Here is a 15,442-nt window from a genome sequence, read left to right on the forward strand (position 1 = left end):
AAGTCACAGGGTCCGGGACGGGGAGTGGCATGGCCATACGCGAGGCGGAGCAACAGCGGCAGGGCGGCGACGAGGTGTTCCGGGTCGAGACCCACGGCATCGACCCCATTCCCGACGAGGAGCGGCACGGCAGCGCCAAGGACCTCTTCTGGCTCTGGTTCGGCTCCAACCTGACCTTCACCTACGTCATCAACGGCGCCCTCGCCGTCGCCTTCGGCCTCTCCTTCTGGCAGGCGACCGCCGTCGTCGTCATCGGCGGTCTGTCGTTCTTCGCCATCAGCGCGGCGGGACTGAGCGGCATCCGTACCGGCACGGCCACCCTCGTGATCTCCCGCGCCGCCTTCGGCACGCGCGGCAACTGGCCCGCCGGAGTGCTCAACTGGGTCGTCAGCATCGGCTACACCATCGTCAACACGGTGGTCGGCACCCTCGCCCTGGAAGCCCTCTTCGCCGAACTCGGCTGGAGCGGCGGCGACACCGCCCGCGCCCTCGCCCTCCTGACCACCCTCGCCCTGACCTTCGCGGTCGCCCTGTGGGGCCATGCCACCGTGCAGTTCGCCGAACGCCGGCTGGCGTACGCCCTGGCCGTCGGCTTCGCCGCGCTGCTCGTCTTCGTCCTGCCCGGCGCCGACACCACCGCCCCCGCCGCCGGCCCCGGCGCCGCCGGCTGGAGCCTGGCCTTCGTCGTCATGCTGGCCGGCCCCTTCTCGTACCTGCCGATGCCCGCCGACTACACCCGTTACCTCCCCGCCTCCACCTCGCTGCGCTCCCTCACCTGGAGCGGGGCGCTCGGCGGCTTCGTCTCCTCGGTCGCGCTCGGCGTCGCGGGCGTCGCCGCCGCCACCCAGACCGACATGACCGACGCGGTGGCGGGCGCGGAGAAGCTGCTGCCCGGCTGGTTTCAGCCGGTCTTCCTGGCCCTGGTGCTCCTCGGCTCCGTCACCAACTCGATCATCACGCTCTACTCGTCGAGCCTGAACCTCCAGGTGCTCGGCATCCCCTGGAGCCGGTCGCGGACCATCCTCGTCAGCGCCGCCGTCACCGCCGCCGGCTCGCTCTGGGCCCTCTTCTTCGCCGACTTCACCGAGTCGCTGCTGTCCTTCCTCTCGCTCCTGATCATCGTCTTCGCCCCCTGGGGCGGCGTCTTCCTGGCCGACATGCTGCTGCGTCGCTGCCGTTACGACGCCGAGGCCCTGCACGCCGGAGCGGGCGGCGCGTACTGGTACCGGGCCGGCTACCACCCGGCGGGCATGACCGCCCTCCTCGCCGGCATGGTCTTCGCCGCCCTCACCTGCGACTCCGAACTGTGGACCGGCCCCCTGGTCGCACCGCTCGGCGGCGCCGACCTGACCCTCCTCGGTTCGGCCGTCTCCGCACTCACCTACTGGGCGCTGGCGGTGCGTACGCCCGCCCCGCCCGTCCGCTGAATCACCCGTACTTCCCGTACCAACCCAGGAGTTCACCCCCCATGACCCGCACCACCCCGGCCGACCTGGTCCTCGTCAACGCCCGCATCCACACCGTCGACCCGCGGCTGCCCCGGGCGCGGGCCCTCGCCGTGCGCGACGGGCGCATCGCCTGGCTCGGTGCGGACCCCGAAGCCGCGCAGTGGACCGGACCGGACACCCGGATCGTCGACGCGGGCGGCCGGCTGGTGCTGCCCGGCTTCATCGACGCCCACAACCACGTCCGGCTCGGCTCCGACGACGCCTGCGTCCAGCTCGCCGGAGTCCGTACACTCACCGGCATCCACGAGCGCGTCCGCGCCTGGCACACCCTCCACCCCGACGCGGACTGGATCGAGGCCGAAGCCTTCGACTACTCCGCGATCCCCGGCGGCCGGATGCCGCGCGCCGAAGACCTCGACCCCGCCACCGGCGACACCCCCGCCTTCGTCCTCAGCTACGACGTCCACACCGCCTGGCTGAACACGGCGGCCCTGCGCCGCCTCGGCATCGAGAAGGGCCGTACGAGCCTGCCCTTCGGCGAGGCCGAGACCGATCCCGGGACCGGCGAACCCACCGGATTCATCAAGGACTTCGCCGTCAAGGGCCTCTCCCGCGACGGTCACCGCGCCCTGCGCGCCCTCGGTGTGCCCTGGGCCTCGCCCGACCGGCAGTACGGGCGCCTCGCCCAGAGCCTCGACGACGCGATCGGGTACGGCATCACCACCGTCGTCGAGCCGCAGAACTCCCTCGACGACCTCGCCCTCTACGAGCGGGCCCGCACCGAGGGCCGGCTCCGCTCCCGGATCGTCGCGGCCCTCTTCCACCCGCGCGGCACCACCGACGCCGACCTCGACGACTTCGCCGCCGCCGCCCGCCGCTTCGACGACGACCGGCTGAGCGTCGGCCCGCTCAAGCTCTACATCGACGACGTCGTCGAACCCCGCACCGCCGCCCTCCTCGAGCCCTACACCGGCTGCGGCCACCACCGGGGCGACACCTTCTACCCGCCCGAGGAGTTCGCCGAGCTGCTGACCCGGCTGGACGCGCGCGGCTTCCAGTGCTTCGTCCACGCCACCGGCGACCGCGGCATCCGTACCGTCCTCGACGCCGTCGAGCGCGCCCGCGCCGCCAACGGCCCGCGCGACGCCCGCCACCAGGTCGTCCACGTCGAGTGCCTCGACTCCGAGGACACCCCGCGCTTCGAGGAGCTGGGCGTGGTCGCCTGCATGCAGCCGCGCCACTGCGCCCCGGAGATCGCCGGACCCGGCAAGGACTGGGCCGAGAACGTCGGCGAGGGCCGCTGGCACAAGGCGTGGCCGATGCGCAGCCTCCACCAGGCCGGCGCGGTGCTCGCCTTCTCCAGCGACTGGAACGTCGCCGAGATGGACCCGATGGTGGGCATCTACACCGCCGTGACCCGGCGCCCCCTCGGTGGCGGCGAGCCCTGGATGCCCGGCGAGACGGTCGACGTGGAAACCGCCGTGCACGGCTACACCATGGGTTCGGCGTACGCCAACTTCCTGGAGCACGAGCGGGGTTCGCTGACCGTCGGCAAGCTCGCCGACTTCGTCGTCCTCTCCCGCGACATCCTGGCCGTCGCACCCGAGGACATCCCCGGCACGGTCGCCGAGACCGTCGTCGTGGGCGGCGAAGTGGTGTTCACGGCGTCATAGCCAGCCGTTGCGGCGGAACGCCCGGTGGATCGTGAAGCAGGCGGCGGCCATGACGGCGAGGGCGAGCGGGTAGCCGTACGTCCAGCGCAGTTCGGGCATGTGGTCGAAGTTCATGCCGTAGACACCGCAGATCATGGTCGGTACGGCGACGATAGCCGCCCATGAGGTGATCTTGCGCATGTCCTCGTTCTGAACGATCGTCACCTGCGCCAGATGGGCCTGGAGGATCGAGTCGAGCAGCCCCTCGAAGGCGGTGATCTGCTCGGCGGTCCGGGACAGGTGGCCGGCGACGTCACGGAAGTACGCCCGGATCTCCGGCCCCACGGTCGGCATGGGCTCGGTGGCCAGGAGCTGCAGCGGACGCGCCAGCGGCGCCACGGCCCGTTTCAGCTCCAGGAGTTCGCGCTTGAGCTGGTAGATCCGCCCGGCGTCGCCGCGCCCCGCCGACTCGCTGAACACCGCGCTCTCGACCGCGTCGATGTCGTGCTGCACGGCCCCGGCCACCACGAGGTAGTCGTCCACCACGTGGTCGGCCACCGCGTGCAGCACGGCGGCGGGGCCCATGGCCAGCCGCTCGGGCGCCGACTCCAGCACCTCCCGCAGCGGACCCAGCGAGCCGCGGCCGCCGTGCCGGACGGTGATGACGAAGTCGGGGCCCGTGAACACCATGAGGTCGCCGGTGTCCACGATCTCGCTGGTGGCGGTGAGTTCGGCGTGCTCGACGTAGTGGACGGTCTTGAAGACGGCGAACAGCACGTCGTCGTACCGCTCGACCTTCGGCCGCTGATGCGCCTGCACGGCGTCCTCGACGGCCAGCGGATGGAGCTCGAACAGCTCGGCGAGGCCGGCGAACTCCTCCTCGGACGGTTCGTGCAGCCCGATCCAGACGAACCCCTGGCCGGCCCTGCGGACCCGCCGCAGAGCCTCCTCGGCCGGACAGTCGCCCGGCCGGCGTGCGCCGTCCTCGTAGACCACGCAGTTGACGACCGCGCTGCCGAGCGGGGACCGGGTGGGGTGGCTCAGGTCCACGCCCGGGCGGTAGGCACGGCGAACCGCCAGGCCGAGAGTGCGGATCAACGGCATGGGATGCTCCTTCGGCGAATCGGCGGCCAGTGTGCCACCGGGGCCCCCGGCCCCCTCCACAGGGGTGCTGCGGGCCGGTCCCGGGGCCGTACACTCCTGAGCATGGGTCGCACATGCGGAGTCGAGGAGTGCCTGAGCCGGGCTCCTCATGCCCTGTGCCGGGCCCTGCACGGCCACGGCTAGCGATCCCCCGCCCCGGCGGAGCCCGGGCGCTGCCCGCCGGTCCCTGGTCCGGCCTTTTCCACCACTGCTTCACGCGGTGCGCGCAGCCTTCCCTGCTTTTCCTGCCTCCCCTTTTCCTTTTTTCTTTCCTTCTTCTTACGGCCCGCCGCTGTCACGCCTCCGCGCGCGGGCCGATCGCCGCCGTACCCCCCGAGAGGACCCCTGTGAAGTTGAGCGAGTTGCTGGCCGGCCATGACCACGAGGTCCTCGAAGGGGATCCGGAGACGGTGATCACCGCGGGCACCTGCTTCGACGCTCACCGGGCCACGCCGGGCACCCTGTTCATCGCCGTGCCCGGACACGAGGGCGGCGGCCCCGAGGCGGTCGGCCCCGCGCTCGCGCGCGGCGCGGTGGCGGTGCTCGTCGACGGTACGGACCAGGGTTCCGAGGCATCGGTGGCCGCCGCCGCGGCCGCTGTCGCCGCGGGAGTCTGCGTCGTACGCGTGCCGGACGTCAGGAAGGCCGCCGCGGCCGTCGCCTCCCGCTACTACAGCGAACCCGGACGGGCCATGGACATGGTGGCCGTCACCGGCACCAACGGGAAGACCTCCGTCTCGTACATGGTCGAGTCCCTGCTGCGGATCGCCGAGGGCGCCGAGGTGGGGGTCATCGGGACGGGCGGCAGCCGGATCGGGGACGAGGTGATCCCCATGCCGAGGTCGGTGCTGACCACGCCGGAGTCGCCCGACTTCCAGTACCTGCTGGGGCGCATGCGGGACCGCCGGGTGTCCACCGTGGTCCTGGAGGCGACCTCGATGGGGCTGCTGACGCACCGGGTGGACGACTCGTTCATCGACGTGGGGATCTTCACCAACCTCACCCAGGACCACCTGGACGACCACGGCACCATGGAGAACTACCGGGACGCCAAACTGCGCCTCTTCCAAGGGCTGTGCCGGCGCGCGGTCGTCAACGTCGACGACGCGGTGGGCGCCGGGATCGTGGCGATGATGCCGGGTGCGGTGACGACGTACGCCCTCGACGCGGAGGCCGACTACCGGGCGACCGACCTCATCACGGACGGTCACGGCACGCGGTTCACCCTGCACCACGACGGCCGCGCGTACCCGGCGGCGATCCCCGTCCCCGGCCGGTTCTCGGTCGCCAACGCGCTGGCCACCGTCGCCGCCTGCCATGTGCTGGGGCACGATCTGGCGGGTCTGGTCGCCGCGCTGGACCGGATGCCCACGGCCCCCGGCCGCTTCGAACGCTTCGAGGCACCGGGCGGCACGTCCGTGATCGTGGACTACGCGCACTCCCCGGACTCGCTGGAGAAGGTCCTGACCACCATCCGGGGCTTCGCCAAGGGGCGGGTCGTCACCGTCTTCGGCTGTGGCGGGGACCGCGACACCACCAAGCGCGCCGAGATGGGCGAGATCGCCGGGACCCACTCCGACCTGTGCGTCCTGACCTCGGACAACCCCAGGAACGAGAATCCCGAGGACATCCTGGACCAGATCATCCCCGGTCTGCTGGCGACCGGCACACCGTTCGAACGGTACGCCGACCGCCGCAGCGCCATCGCCCACGCGCTGTCCGTCACCGGACCGGACGACATCGTGCTGATCGCGGGGAAGGGCAGCGAGCCGTACCAGATCGTCGGGGAGCGGCTGATTCCGTTCAGTGACATGGCCACGGTGCGCGAGCTCACCGGGGCGTAACCGGACGCGGGCGGCGCGGCACCGCCCGCGGGCTCAGCCGCCCTCCCGCCCGTCCTCGTACGCGGCGCCCTCGCCCTCGTACGCGTAACCGGCGACCCAGGTGATGTCGAGCTGCGCCGACGAGCCGGGGGCGGCGGGCGGCCCGTACAGCGCGCTCTCGTTCTGCAGGACCCAGGACAGCGGCCCGGACGGCACGCCCCGCGTGCTCGACCCGACGAGCACACCGTCCAGGTAGTAGCGGATCTCGTCCGGCGTCCACTCGACGGACGTCGTGTGCCAGTCCGTCCAGCGGGCTCCGGTGGGGAACATGTCCTGCCGGCCGCCGTCGCACGGGTGCGTGAACGCCGTGATCGTGTCGGTCCAGTTCTGCTCCGGGTAGTCGATCTCGCACCCGTCTCCGTACCAGAGATGCGCCGACTTGTAACCGGGCGCGGCCTTGACCACCCGGAACCGCTCGCTGAACTTCCCGTACGTCTGCTCCATCAGCTTCTTCGGGACGACCGCGGCGGCATGGACGGGCCCGCCGTCCCCGGGCCGCCACATCCGGATGCTCATCCGGCCGTCGCCGTTGTCGGCGGGGCCGACGCTGACGGTGTCCTCCGGGTGGTAGGCGCCGCCCACGGACCGGACGGAGTTGCCGTCGGCGCCGGACGTCGCGGTGTCCTGCCAGCCGCTCGGATACGCCCACCACTCGTCCCGGTAGGTGCCTTCCAGTCCGGCGCAGTACGCGTCCTCCGTGTCCGCGTGGTGGTCGCAGTCGCTGAACGATCCGAGCGGCACCGTGTCCCCGTTGAAGTCCTCGGCGAAGACCTGCCGGAACGGCCCGCAGTCACCGCGCGGCATGCTGTCGCCGACGGTGCGGCAGGCGTCCTGCGAGGACGTGACCGCGTCCGACGCGGGCATCAGCCACGGGAGCAGGAAGGACACCGAGGCCAGCGCCAGTGAGGCGGGCAGGAGACGGCGTCGTGGCCGCCGGTGCGTGGGCACGGTCATGGGCCGGTCCTCCAGACGCGTGTTCTGGACGGTGCGCCCCATACCGTACGGGGGCGGCGCCCCGCCGTACACCGCGCGCACGTATGGCGGGCGCCACCGTGCGGCGAGGGGGCCGGGGGCCGAGGGTGGGAGACATGTCTCATCACCTCAGTGGGCCGAACCTGCGGTCGCCCATGGACGATGCGCGACTGGACCTGACGGATCTGTTCGTGTTCACGGTGCCGGGCGAGCGCACCGTCCTGATCATGAACGTGCATCCGCTGGCCCCGGCCGCGGGCGCGGCGTTCCATCCGGACGCGGTCTACCGCATCAACGTCGACGTGGACGGCGACGACCTGGCCGATGCGGCGTTCAGCTTCGTCTTCTCCCCGCCCCGCGACGGGCAGCAGACCGCGACCGCGTACTGGGCGACGGGGGCGCAGGCCCGCACCCCCGAACCCGGCGGGCAGCAGATCTTCACCGACGTGCCGGTCGCCTCCGGGGCGGAGCCCCGCGTGGCCGAGTCCGGGCCCTACCTGTTCTTCGCCGGTCTGCGCAGCGATCCGTTCTTCGCCGATCTCGACGGCATCCTCAAGGACTTCCAGTGGACCGGGGTGGACTGGGGGGCCGACAAGAACGTCCTCTCCATCGTGCTGGAGGTCCCGAGCGACGAGCTGTGCCCCGACCCCCTCATCGGGGTGTGGGCACGGGTGAGCCTGTGGCAGGACGGTCGGCTCAGGTCCGTCGACCGCGGTGCCCACCCCTCCCTGACGGCGTACTTCAACGCGGACGAGGCGAAGGAGGCGTACAACGAGGGGGAGCCCGTCCACGACTGGGACACCTACCACGACGCGTGGCGGGAGGTGCTCCGGCACACCGGCGGCTACGACGCCCAGGCCGCCGAGGAGGTCCTGCTCACGGTGTTGCCGGACATCCTGCGCTTCGACCGCGACCTCCGCGCCGCCTACCCCAACGGCCGGACGCTCACCGACGACGTCACCTCCGCCCGGCTGGCCATGGTGTCGGGCGGGAGGATCGCCGGTGACCACATCGGCCCGCACACCGACCTGCTCCTCGACTTCCCCTATCTGGGCACGCCGCACCCGGACCCGGCGACGACGCCCGGCTGACCAGGCTTCACTCGGCCGGCCACGGGCCCGGGTGGCCCCGGACAGCCGTCAGGTGTCCGGGGCCGGCACCGGCCCGTCTACCGCTTGACGCGGCCGCGGACGGCGAGGACGGCCAGACCGAGCAGGACCGGCTCGGTGATGCGGGAGGCCATCTCGGCGTAGGTGCCGACGGTGGTGAGGTTCTGGCCGCTGCTGCGGAAGACCACGGAGTTGATCACCACCCGCAGGGACTTCTCGAACCGCTCCGTCGTCACGCGCCCGGCCAGGGGCCCGTCGGGGTTGACCGGCTCGGGCGTGTCCGTCGTCAGTGAGATGCGCGAGCCGGTGACGGTGCCGGTGCTGCCGGGTTTCGGGTCGTCCTTCGGCAGGCCCCACAGCGTCATCACCGCCACGGTGACGACCGTGGCGAGCAGCAGCCAGCCGAGCGTACGGGAGGCCCGCAGCCCGTACCCGGACAGGCCCCAGTACAGGCCGAGCAGAACCCGCTCGCCCCGGGGCCGCTTGCGGTCCTTGCGGCGCATCTCCATCTCGCCGTAGTAGAAATCCGCGGCGTCCGGCTCGTTCTTGCCGTCCTCGAACGCTTTGCGCAACTGCCGGTACACCGGTCCCAGCGCGGCCGGCCCCGGCACGTGCGGCTGCCCGCCCGGTGACGGCGTCCAGCCGCTGTACCCGCCGGCCGCACGCCAGTGGTGCTCCTCCGCCAGGGCGTGACGCGGCGTCCACCGCACCGGCCGCCAGCCGCGCCGCCGGAACCCCGCGGGAGCAGGGGCCATCGGGCATTCGCCTTCCATCCTCAACTGGTCCAGGTGGACGGTTCCGGCGAACAGGCACCGCGTCAGGTCGACATCGGTCAGGACCAGGTGCGCGGCGTCCGTGCCGCGCAGCGTCGCCAGCCGCACGCCGGCCGGCGCCCCGCCCAGGGCGGCTTCGTCCAGCGGCCGGCGGTCGGTCCGGGTGAAGGGGCCGGGCCGGGCGGTGACGCTCAGCGGATACTCGAGCACCGCGTCGCTCAGGTCCACGGTGGCGTAGCGCAGCCGCAGCGCCGCGGTGGAGGCCCACCGGGTCCGCCGGCACAGCAGGCGGGGCGTTGCCGCCTCGACGGTCACCGGGTGGGCGAACACCGCGCCCGACAGTTCCAGGACGCCCCCGCAGACCAGCGGCCCGAGTTCGGAGGCCGTCTCGAACACCGCACCGCGGAACCCGGCGTCACCGGTGAACGTCGTACCGTCGAACCCGGCGTCGCCGGTGAACGTCGCGTCGTCGAACCTGGCGTCGCGGGTGAACGTCGCGTCGTGGTACCAGGCGTGGCCGGCGAACGTCGCGCCGAGGAAGCCCGCGTCGCCGGTGAACGTCGCGCCGTGGTACCAGGTGGTGCCGGTGAACTTCGCACTGTGGAACCAGGCGGTGCCGGTGAACTTCGCGTCGTGGAACCTGGCGTTGCCGGCGAAGTCCGCGTCGTCGAACCTGGCGGTGTCGGCGAAGGCCGCGCTGTCGAACCAGGCATCGCCGGTGAAGGCGGCGCTGCTGAACCAGGCGTTGCCGGTGAAGGCCGTCCGACGGAACCAGGCGTTGCTGGTGAACGTCGCGTCGTCGAACCTGGCGCTGCCGGCGAAGTCCGCGCCGTCGAACCCCGCGTTGCCGGTGAAGCCCGCGCCGTCGAACCTGGCGTCGCCGGTGAAGCCCGCGTCGTCGAATCTGGCGTCGCCGGTGAAGGCGACGCGGCGGAACCCCGCGTTGCCGCCGAAGACCGCGCGGCGGAATCCCGCGTCACCGGTGAACATCGCGTCGCGGAACCCCGCGTCGCCGGCGAAGACCGCGCGGCGGAATCCCGCGTCGCCGGCGAAGACCGCGCGGCGGAATCCCGCGTCACCGGCGAAGGTCACGCCGTCGAATCCCGCGCCGCCGGTGAACGTCGCGTCGTCGAACAGCGCGTTGCCGAGGTGGGGCCGGCCGGTCACCGGGTCCCGGACCGCGCTCAGCAGAGTGCCGAGGAGGTGCTCGGTGAAGGGGGTGCCCCGGTGGTCGATGTCGGCGCCGGGGACCAGACGGGCCAGATAGGCGGTACGGTCGCCGGCCCCCAGATGGGCCGGACACGCCGCGTACGGGTCCACCGCGCGGCCCCGGCAGCCGACCGGGTCGCCGGCGGCCGGTTCGGCGCCGTGTCCGCAGTACGGCCAGGACGGCGGTTCGGGGGAAGGGCCGGCGCCGTCAGGATTCGGATCGGTCATGCCTGGTGAGTCTGCCCGGCCGCGTCACCTCGCGCCCAGGACTTCCCCGTCCCGGGACTCCTTCGTTCCAGGACGCGCCGCCCGGCGGCCGTCCGTGACCCGGCCCCGTGACCCGGCCCCGTGACCCGGCCCCGTGACCCGGCCCCGGAAACCGAGGGCACACGGATCGCCCCGGAGACGTACGCACGGCCGGTGGCGCGGACCCGGTCCGTCGTCACCCCGTCGGTACCGCATGTTCTCCCCGAGCTTCCCGTCAACCCCTGGTACGCCGGTGTGCACGCGGCAATGCTGTGGCGGCAGCGTGCAGTGCCCGTCCAACCGGCTATTCCTCAGGAGGATTTATGGGCCCCGGCACATTCGGCACCTTCGGACGGCCCGTCGTGCTCCTCGCGACGGTGACCGCGCTGACAGCCGGGGCGGTCGCCCCCGCGGCCGCCGACACGACCCCCGACCCCCGGCCCCGCAACTCCGCGGAAGTCCTCCGGCCCGTCGCCCCGCCCCCCGCGAGCACCCCGGCCGGCAGCCCACGTTCCGTCGTCGACGGCGACGGCATCGAGACCGCCCGCAGCGCCCGCCCCATCGCTCCGGGCGTCCGCCTCCACTCGTACGACCGCCTCGAATCCGACAAGTGGCTCCGCGTCGACACGCTCTCCGTCGATCTCGACGGCAGCGGCGTACGCGCCGACTACCTCCACTCCGGCAAGGTCTCCGACCGCCGTCCGGTCTCCGAACTCGCCGCCGCGCACGACCCGGGCGCGGGCCGCCGTACCGTCGCCGCCGTCAACGCGGACTTCTTCGACATCAACCAGACCGGCGCCCCGCAGGGCCCCGGCATCAAGGACGGCGAGACGGTCCACTCCCCGGCCCCGGGCACCAACCGGGCCGTCGGCATCGGCCCCGGGGACGCGGGCCGCGTCCTCCAGCTGTACTTCGAGGGAACCCTCGCCCTGCCCGCCGGGACACACCCCCTGGCGTCGTACAACGCGGCCGACGTGCCGGTCGGGGGAGTGGGGGCGTACACCTCCGGCTGGGGCGCGGCCGACCGCGCCCTGACGGTGGACGCCGCGACCCCCGTCGCCGAAGCGGTCGTACGGGACGGAAAGGTCGTCGAGGTGACGGACCGGCCCGGCACCGGGCCCGTCCCCGAAGGCACCACGGTCCTCGTCGGCCGCGAAACCGGGGCGGCGGTCCTCAAGGCGCTCGCACCGGGCGACCCGGTGCGGACGGAGTACCGGGCGCGCACCGACAGCGGGCCCGTGCCGCGCACCGCCGTCGGCGGCCGCGAACTGCTCGTCGTGGACGGCGTACCGCAGAACCACGACGGCCGGGGCAACAACGCCGCCGCGCCCCGCACCGCCGTCGGATTCTCCAAGGACGGCAGCGAGATGCAGGTGGTCACCGTCGACGGCCGGCAGGCCGACAGCGGCGGCGTCACCCTCACCGAACTCGCCCTGATGATGAGGCGCGCCGGATCGCACAGCGCGCTGAACCTCGACGGCGGCGGATCGTCGACGCTGATCGCGCGCGAACCCGGCAGCGACGCGCTCCAGGTGGAGAACAGCCCGTCCGACGGCAGCGAACGCACCGTACCCAACGGCCTCGCCCTCACCGCCCCCGACGGCAGCGGACACCTGCGCGGCTACTGGGTCGAGACGCGTACGCCGGCCGGCAGCGCACCGACCGCGGACCCCGTCAGCGGCGGCCACCCCGAACGGGTCTTCCCCGGCCTGACGCGCCGGCTCACCGCCGCCGGTTACGACGAGACGTACGGCCCGGCGGCCGGAGAACCGCGCTGGCACAGCACCCGCGCGTCCGTGGGCCAGGTCGACGACGACGGGCTGTTCACGGCGCGCCGCAGCGGCACCGCACAGGTACGCGCGCACCGGGGCCCCGCCGAAGGCGACATGCGGCTGACCGTCCTCGACGACCTCGCCCGCATCGAGCCGACCACACGGCGGCTGGGGCTGGCGGACGCGGAGACGAGCGGCACGTTCGGCATCGTCGGGTACGACGCCCACGGCACCAGCGCCCCGGTGGAACCGCGTGACGTGACACTCGACTACGACCGTTCGCTCTTCGACGTCCGTGACGACGGCCGGGGCAGCTTCACCGTCACGTCGCACACGGGCAGCGGTGCCGCGGGCCGGATCGAGGCCACCGCGGGAGGCGTCGTCACCACACTCGCCGTCAGCGTCGGCCTGGCCGAACAGGTGGTGTCCGCGTTCGACGACGCCGCGTCCTGGACCTTCGGCCAGGCCCGCGCGAGCGGTTCGGTCGCGGCGGCCCCCGAAGGCCACACCGGCACCGGGCTGAAGCTCACGTACGACTTCACGCAGTCGACGGCGACCCGCGCCGCCTACGCCAACCCGCCCCGGCCACCGGTCACCGTGGCCGGTCAGCCCCAGTCCTTCAGAATGTGGATCAAGGGGGACGGCAAGGGGGCCTGGCCGACGCTGCACCTCAAGGACGCGGCGGGCTCCGACCAGTTGCTGCGCGGTCCGTTCCTCACCTGGACCGGCTGGCGGCAGGTGACCTTCGCCGTACCGCCGGGGGCGGCGACGCCGCTGAAGGTGCACCGGTTCTACCTGGCCGAGACGGCGGCCGCCAAGCAGTACACGGGCGAGATCGTCATCGACACGCTGACGGCGCAGGTGCCGCCCACGGTCGACCTGCCCGAGCAGCCCGTCCCGGTCGACCCGCTCATCGACCCCGCGGCCGGGACGGAGGGCAGGGACTGGCAGTTCGCGGTGGTGTCCGACGCCCAGTTCGTCGCCCGCGACCCGGACAGCGCCATCGTGGCGCAGGCGCGCCGTACGCTGCGCGAGATCAAGGCGGCGAAGCCGGACTTCCTGGTCGTCAACGGCGACCTCGTCGACGAGGGATCACCGGCCGACCTCGCCTTCGCCCGCCGCGTCCTGACGGAGGAACTGGGCGACGCCCTGCCCTGGTACTACGTCCCCGGAAACCACGAGGTGATGGGCGGGAAGATCGACAACTTCGTCGCCGAATTCGGCCCGGCCCACCGGACGTTCGACCACGAGGGCACCCGCTTCGTCACCCTCGACACATCGAGCCTGAGCCTGCGGGGCGGCGGCTTCGCACAGATCAAGAACCTGCGCGCGCAACTCGAAGCGGCGGCGAAGGACGAGCGGATCGGCTCGGTCGTCCTGGTGGAACACGTCCCGCCGCGCGACCCGACCGCACAGAAGGGCAGCCAGCTGGGCGACCGCAAGGAGGCGGCGCTGATCGAGGGGTGGCTGTCCGCGTTCCGGCGTACGACCGGGAAGGGCGCGAGCCTCATCGGCAGTCACGTGGGGGTCTTCCACGCCGCGCGCGTGGACGGCGTCCCGTACCTGGTCAACGGCAACTCCGGCAAGGCGCCGGCCGGACCGCCGGACGAGGGCGGCTTCACCGGCTGGTCACTGGTGGGCGTGGACCGGGTCTCACGCGCCGAACAGGCGGCGGCCCGGCAGCGCCCCTGGGCGGGCGGCCCCGACTGGATGTCGGTCCAGACCCGCGCCCACGTGGACGCCCTGGCACTCGACGCGCCCTCCGTACTGGCCCCCGGTCGCAGCGCGGCCGTGACGGCGGCCGTCACCCAGGGCCCGCGCCGGGTCCCGGTCGCCTTCCCGCTGAGCGCGGACTGGACGGGCTCCCCGGACCTCCACATCGGCCCCGCGAAGGACGCCCGCCCCCGCCACCGGGCGGTCTTCGACCCGGCCACGGGAACCCTGACGGCGCTGCGGCCGGGCACGGTCACCCTCGCGGCAACGGTCAACGGCACGACACAGCGCACCGGGATCCGCATCGCGGCGCCGGCCGCGCACAGCGCATGACCCACGCCCCATCCATCACCTACGCCCCATCACCCACGCCCCACCACCCATGATCTGTGACACAGGACGGCAGTTCCGCGCGACCGGCGGTGCCCGGGGCAGGGTTTCCCCGCCTCGGGCACCGCCTCCTCCCTCACATCTTGCGGTAGTCGTACGCCTCCTTGGCCGCGGCCTCCACCGCGTCCAGGTCCGCGCCCGCCGACGCGGTGACCACCGCGGCCACCGCACCCTCCACGAACGGCGCGTCCACCAGCCGTGCCCCGTCCGGCAGTTCGCCGCCCTCGGCCAACAGCGCCTTCACGGTGAGCACCGCACTGCCCAGGTCGACCAGCACGGCGACGCCCGCGCCACCGTCGACCGACCTGACCGCCTCCGCGATCAGCTCCGCGCTGGTGCCGAGCCCCCCGTCGGGCGTACCGCCCGCGGCGGCCACCGGCGCGGTGTCCTTGCCGCCCGCGAGTCCCTTCGCCAGCCCGGCGACGGACGCCGCGACCGACGCGCTGTGCGAGACGAGCACGATCCCGACCGCCCTCTCCCCGCTCACGCGGCCTCCTCCGTGGAACCAACCGTGTCGGCGAGCGCGCCGATCAGCAGCGCCGACGACGTCGCGCCCGGATCCTGGTGCCCGATGCTCCGGTCCCCCAGATAACTCGCCCTGCCCTTGTGCGCCCGCAGCGGTACGGTCGCGAGCGCCCCCTCGTCCGCCGCCGCCCGCGCCGCGCCGAACGACAGCGACTGCCCGAGCGCGCCGACCGCCGGAATCAGCGCGTCCAGCATCGTCTTGTCCCCGGCCTTCGCCCCGCCCAGCTGCGCCACCGCGTCGACCCCCGCCCGCAGCGCCCCGGCGAGCTGCTCGGGCGTCACCTCGCCCCCGTCGCCGAGCGCCTTGCCCGTACGCCGCAGCAGCGTCCCGTACAACGGCCCGGAGGCCCCGCCGACGGTCGAGATCAACTGCCGCCCCGCGAGCGCCAGTACGGCGCCGGGCGTGCCGGGGGGTTCCTCGTCCAACGCGGCGGCGACGGCCGCGAAGCCGCGCTGGAGGTTGCTGCCGTGATCGGCGTCGCCGATGGCCGAGTCCAGTTCGGTGAGGCGGCCGGCCTCGCGGTCCACGGCGGCCGCCGTGGCGGACATCCAGCGACGGAAGAATTCGGTGTCGAGCACCACCACAAGGTCTCCTTCACGCGATCGT

10 protein-coding genes are annotated in these 15,442 nt (G+C 73.0%); 5 read left to right on the forward strand and 5 right to left on the reverse strand.

Annotated features, from left to right (window positions below):
- Positions 1 to 29 precede the first annotated feature (29 nt).
- Together ABD374_RS15890 and ABD374_RS15895 are read left to right on the forward strand one after the other, a co-directional pair.
- Positions 30 to 1,427: a purine-cytosine permease family protein gene (locus tag ABD374_RS15890; RefSeq protein ID WP_344495641.1), complete on the forward strand. Its 1,398-nt coding sequence runs from the start codon at positions 30 to 32 to the stop codon at positions 1,425 to 1,427.
- 41 nt (positions 1,428 to 1,468) lie between these two features.
- Positions 1,469 to 3,121, forward strand: a complete 1,653-nt coding sequence (locus ABD374_RS15895; RefSeq protein WP_344495643.1) for an amidohydrolase — start codon at positions 1,469 to 1,471, stop codon at positions 3,119 to 3,121.
- On the opposite strand, the gene ABD374_RS15900 is transcribed toward ABD374_RS15895, so the two are convergent.
- The gene (locus ABD374_RS15900) at positions 3,116 to 4,204 is read right to left on the reverse strand and encodes a magnesium and cobalt transport protein CorA (RefSeq protein WP_344495645.1); all 1,089 of its coding nucleotides are present in this window, start codon (positions 4,202 to 4,204) and stop codon (positions 3,116 to 3,118) included. The genes ABD374_RS15895 and ABD374_RS15900 overlap by 6 nt on opposite strands.
- Positions 4,205 to 4,590: 386 nt before the next feature.
- On the opposite strand from ABD374_RS15900, the gene ABD374_RS15905 reads away from it, so the two are divergent.
- Positions 4,591 to 6,087 carry a UDP-N-acetylmuramoyl-L-alanyl-D-glutamate--2,6-diaminopimelate ligase gene (locus ABD374_RS15905; RefSeq protein WP_344495647.1) on the forward strand — a complete coding sequence of 499 codons (1,497 nt, stop codon included), beginning with the start codon at positions 4,591 to 4,593 and terminating at the stop codon, positions 6,085 to 6,087.
- Positions 6,088 to 6,120: 33 nt separating this feature from the next.
- On the opposite strand, the gene ABD374_RS15910 is transcribed toward ABD374_RS15905, so the two are convergent.
- Positions 6,121 to 7,080: a glycoside hydrolase family 16 protein gene (locus ABD374_RS15910; protein WP_344495648.1), complete on the reverse strand. Its 960-nt coding sequence runs from the start codon at positions 7,078 to 7,080 to the stop codon at positions 6,121 to 6,123.
- 173 nt (positions 7,081 to 7,253) lie between these two features.
- Between ABD374_RS15910 and ABD374_RS15915 the strand changes: the two genes are divergently transcribed.
- Positions 7,254 to 8,189: a DUF4331 family protein gene (locus tag ABD374_RS15915; RefSeq protein ID WP_344495650.1), complete on the forward strand. Its 936-nt coding sequence runs from the start codon at positions 7,254 to 7,256 to the stop codon at positions 8,187 to 8,189.
- A 77-nt stretch (positions 8,190 to 8,266) separates the two neighbouring features.
- On the opposite strand, the gene ABD374_RS15920 is transcribed toward ABD374_RS15915, so the two are convergent.
- Positions 8,267 to 10,417: a pentapeptide repeat-containing protein gene (locus tag ABD374_RS15920; protein WP_344495652.1), complete on the reverse strand. Its 2,151-nt coding sequence runs from the start codon at positions 10,415 to 10,417 to the stop codon at positions 8,267 to 8,269.
- A gap of 341 nt (positions 10,418 to 10,758) precedes the next feature.
- On the opposite strand from ABD374_RS15920, the gene ABD374_RS15925 reads away from it, so the two are divergent.
- The gene (locus ABD374_RS15925) at positions 10,759 to 14,253 is read left to right on the forward strand and encodes a phosphodiester glycosidase family protein (RefSeq protein ID WP_344495654.1); all 3,495 of its coding nucleotides are present in this window, start codon (positions 10,759 to 10,761) and stop codon (positions 14,251 to 14,253) included.
- Between the two features lie 133 nt (positions 14,254 to 14,386).
- On the opposite strand, the gene dhaM is transcribed toward ABD374_RS15925, so the two are convergent.
- Positions 14,387 to 14,797 carry a dihydroxyacetone kinase phosphoryl donor subunit DhaM gene (dhaM, locus tag ABD374_RS15930; RefSeq protein ID WP_344495656.1) on the reverse strand — a complete coding sequence of 137 codons (411 nt, stop codon included), beginning with the start codon at positions 14,795 to 14,797 and terminating at the stop codon, positions 14,387 to 14,389.
- The gene (dhaL, locus tag ABD374_RS15935; RefSeq protein ID WP_344495870.1) at positions 14,794 to 15,414 is read right to left on the reverse strand and encodes a dihydroxyacetone kinase subunit DhaL; all 621 of its coding nucleotides are present in this window, start codon (positions 15,412 to 15,414) and stop codon (positions 14,794 to 14,796) included. The genes dhaM and dhaL overlap by 4 nt, the downstream gene beginning before the upstream one ends.
- Positions 15,415 to 15,442: the final 28 nt, after the last annotated feature.

Origin of the sequence: Streptomyces enissocaesilis, from assembly GCF_039533765.1 — a bacterium.
Taxonomy (GTDB): Bacteria; Actinomycetota; Actinomycetes; order Streptomycetales; family Streptomycetaceae; genus Streptomyces; species Streptomyces enissocaesilis.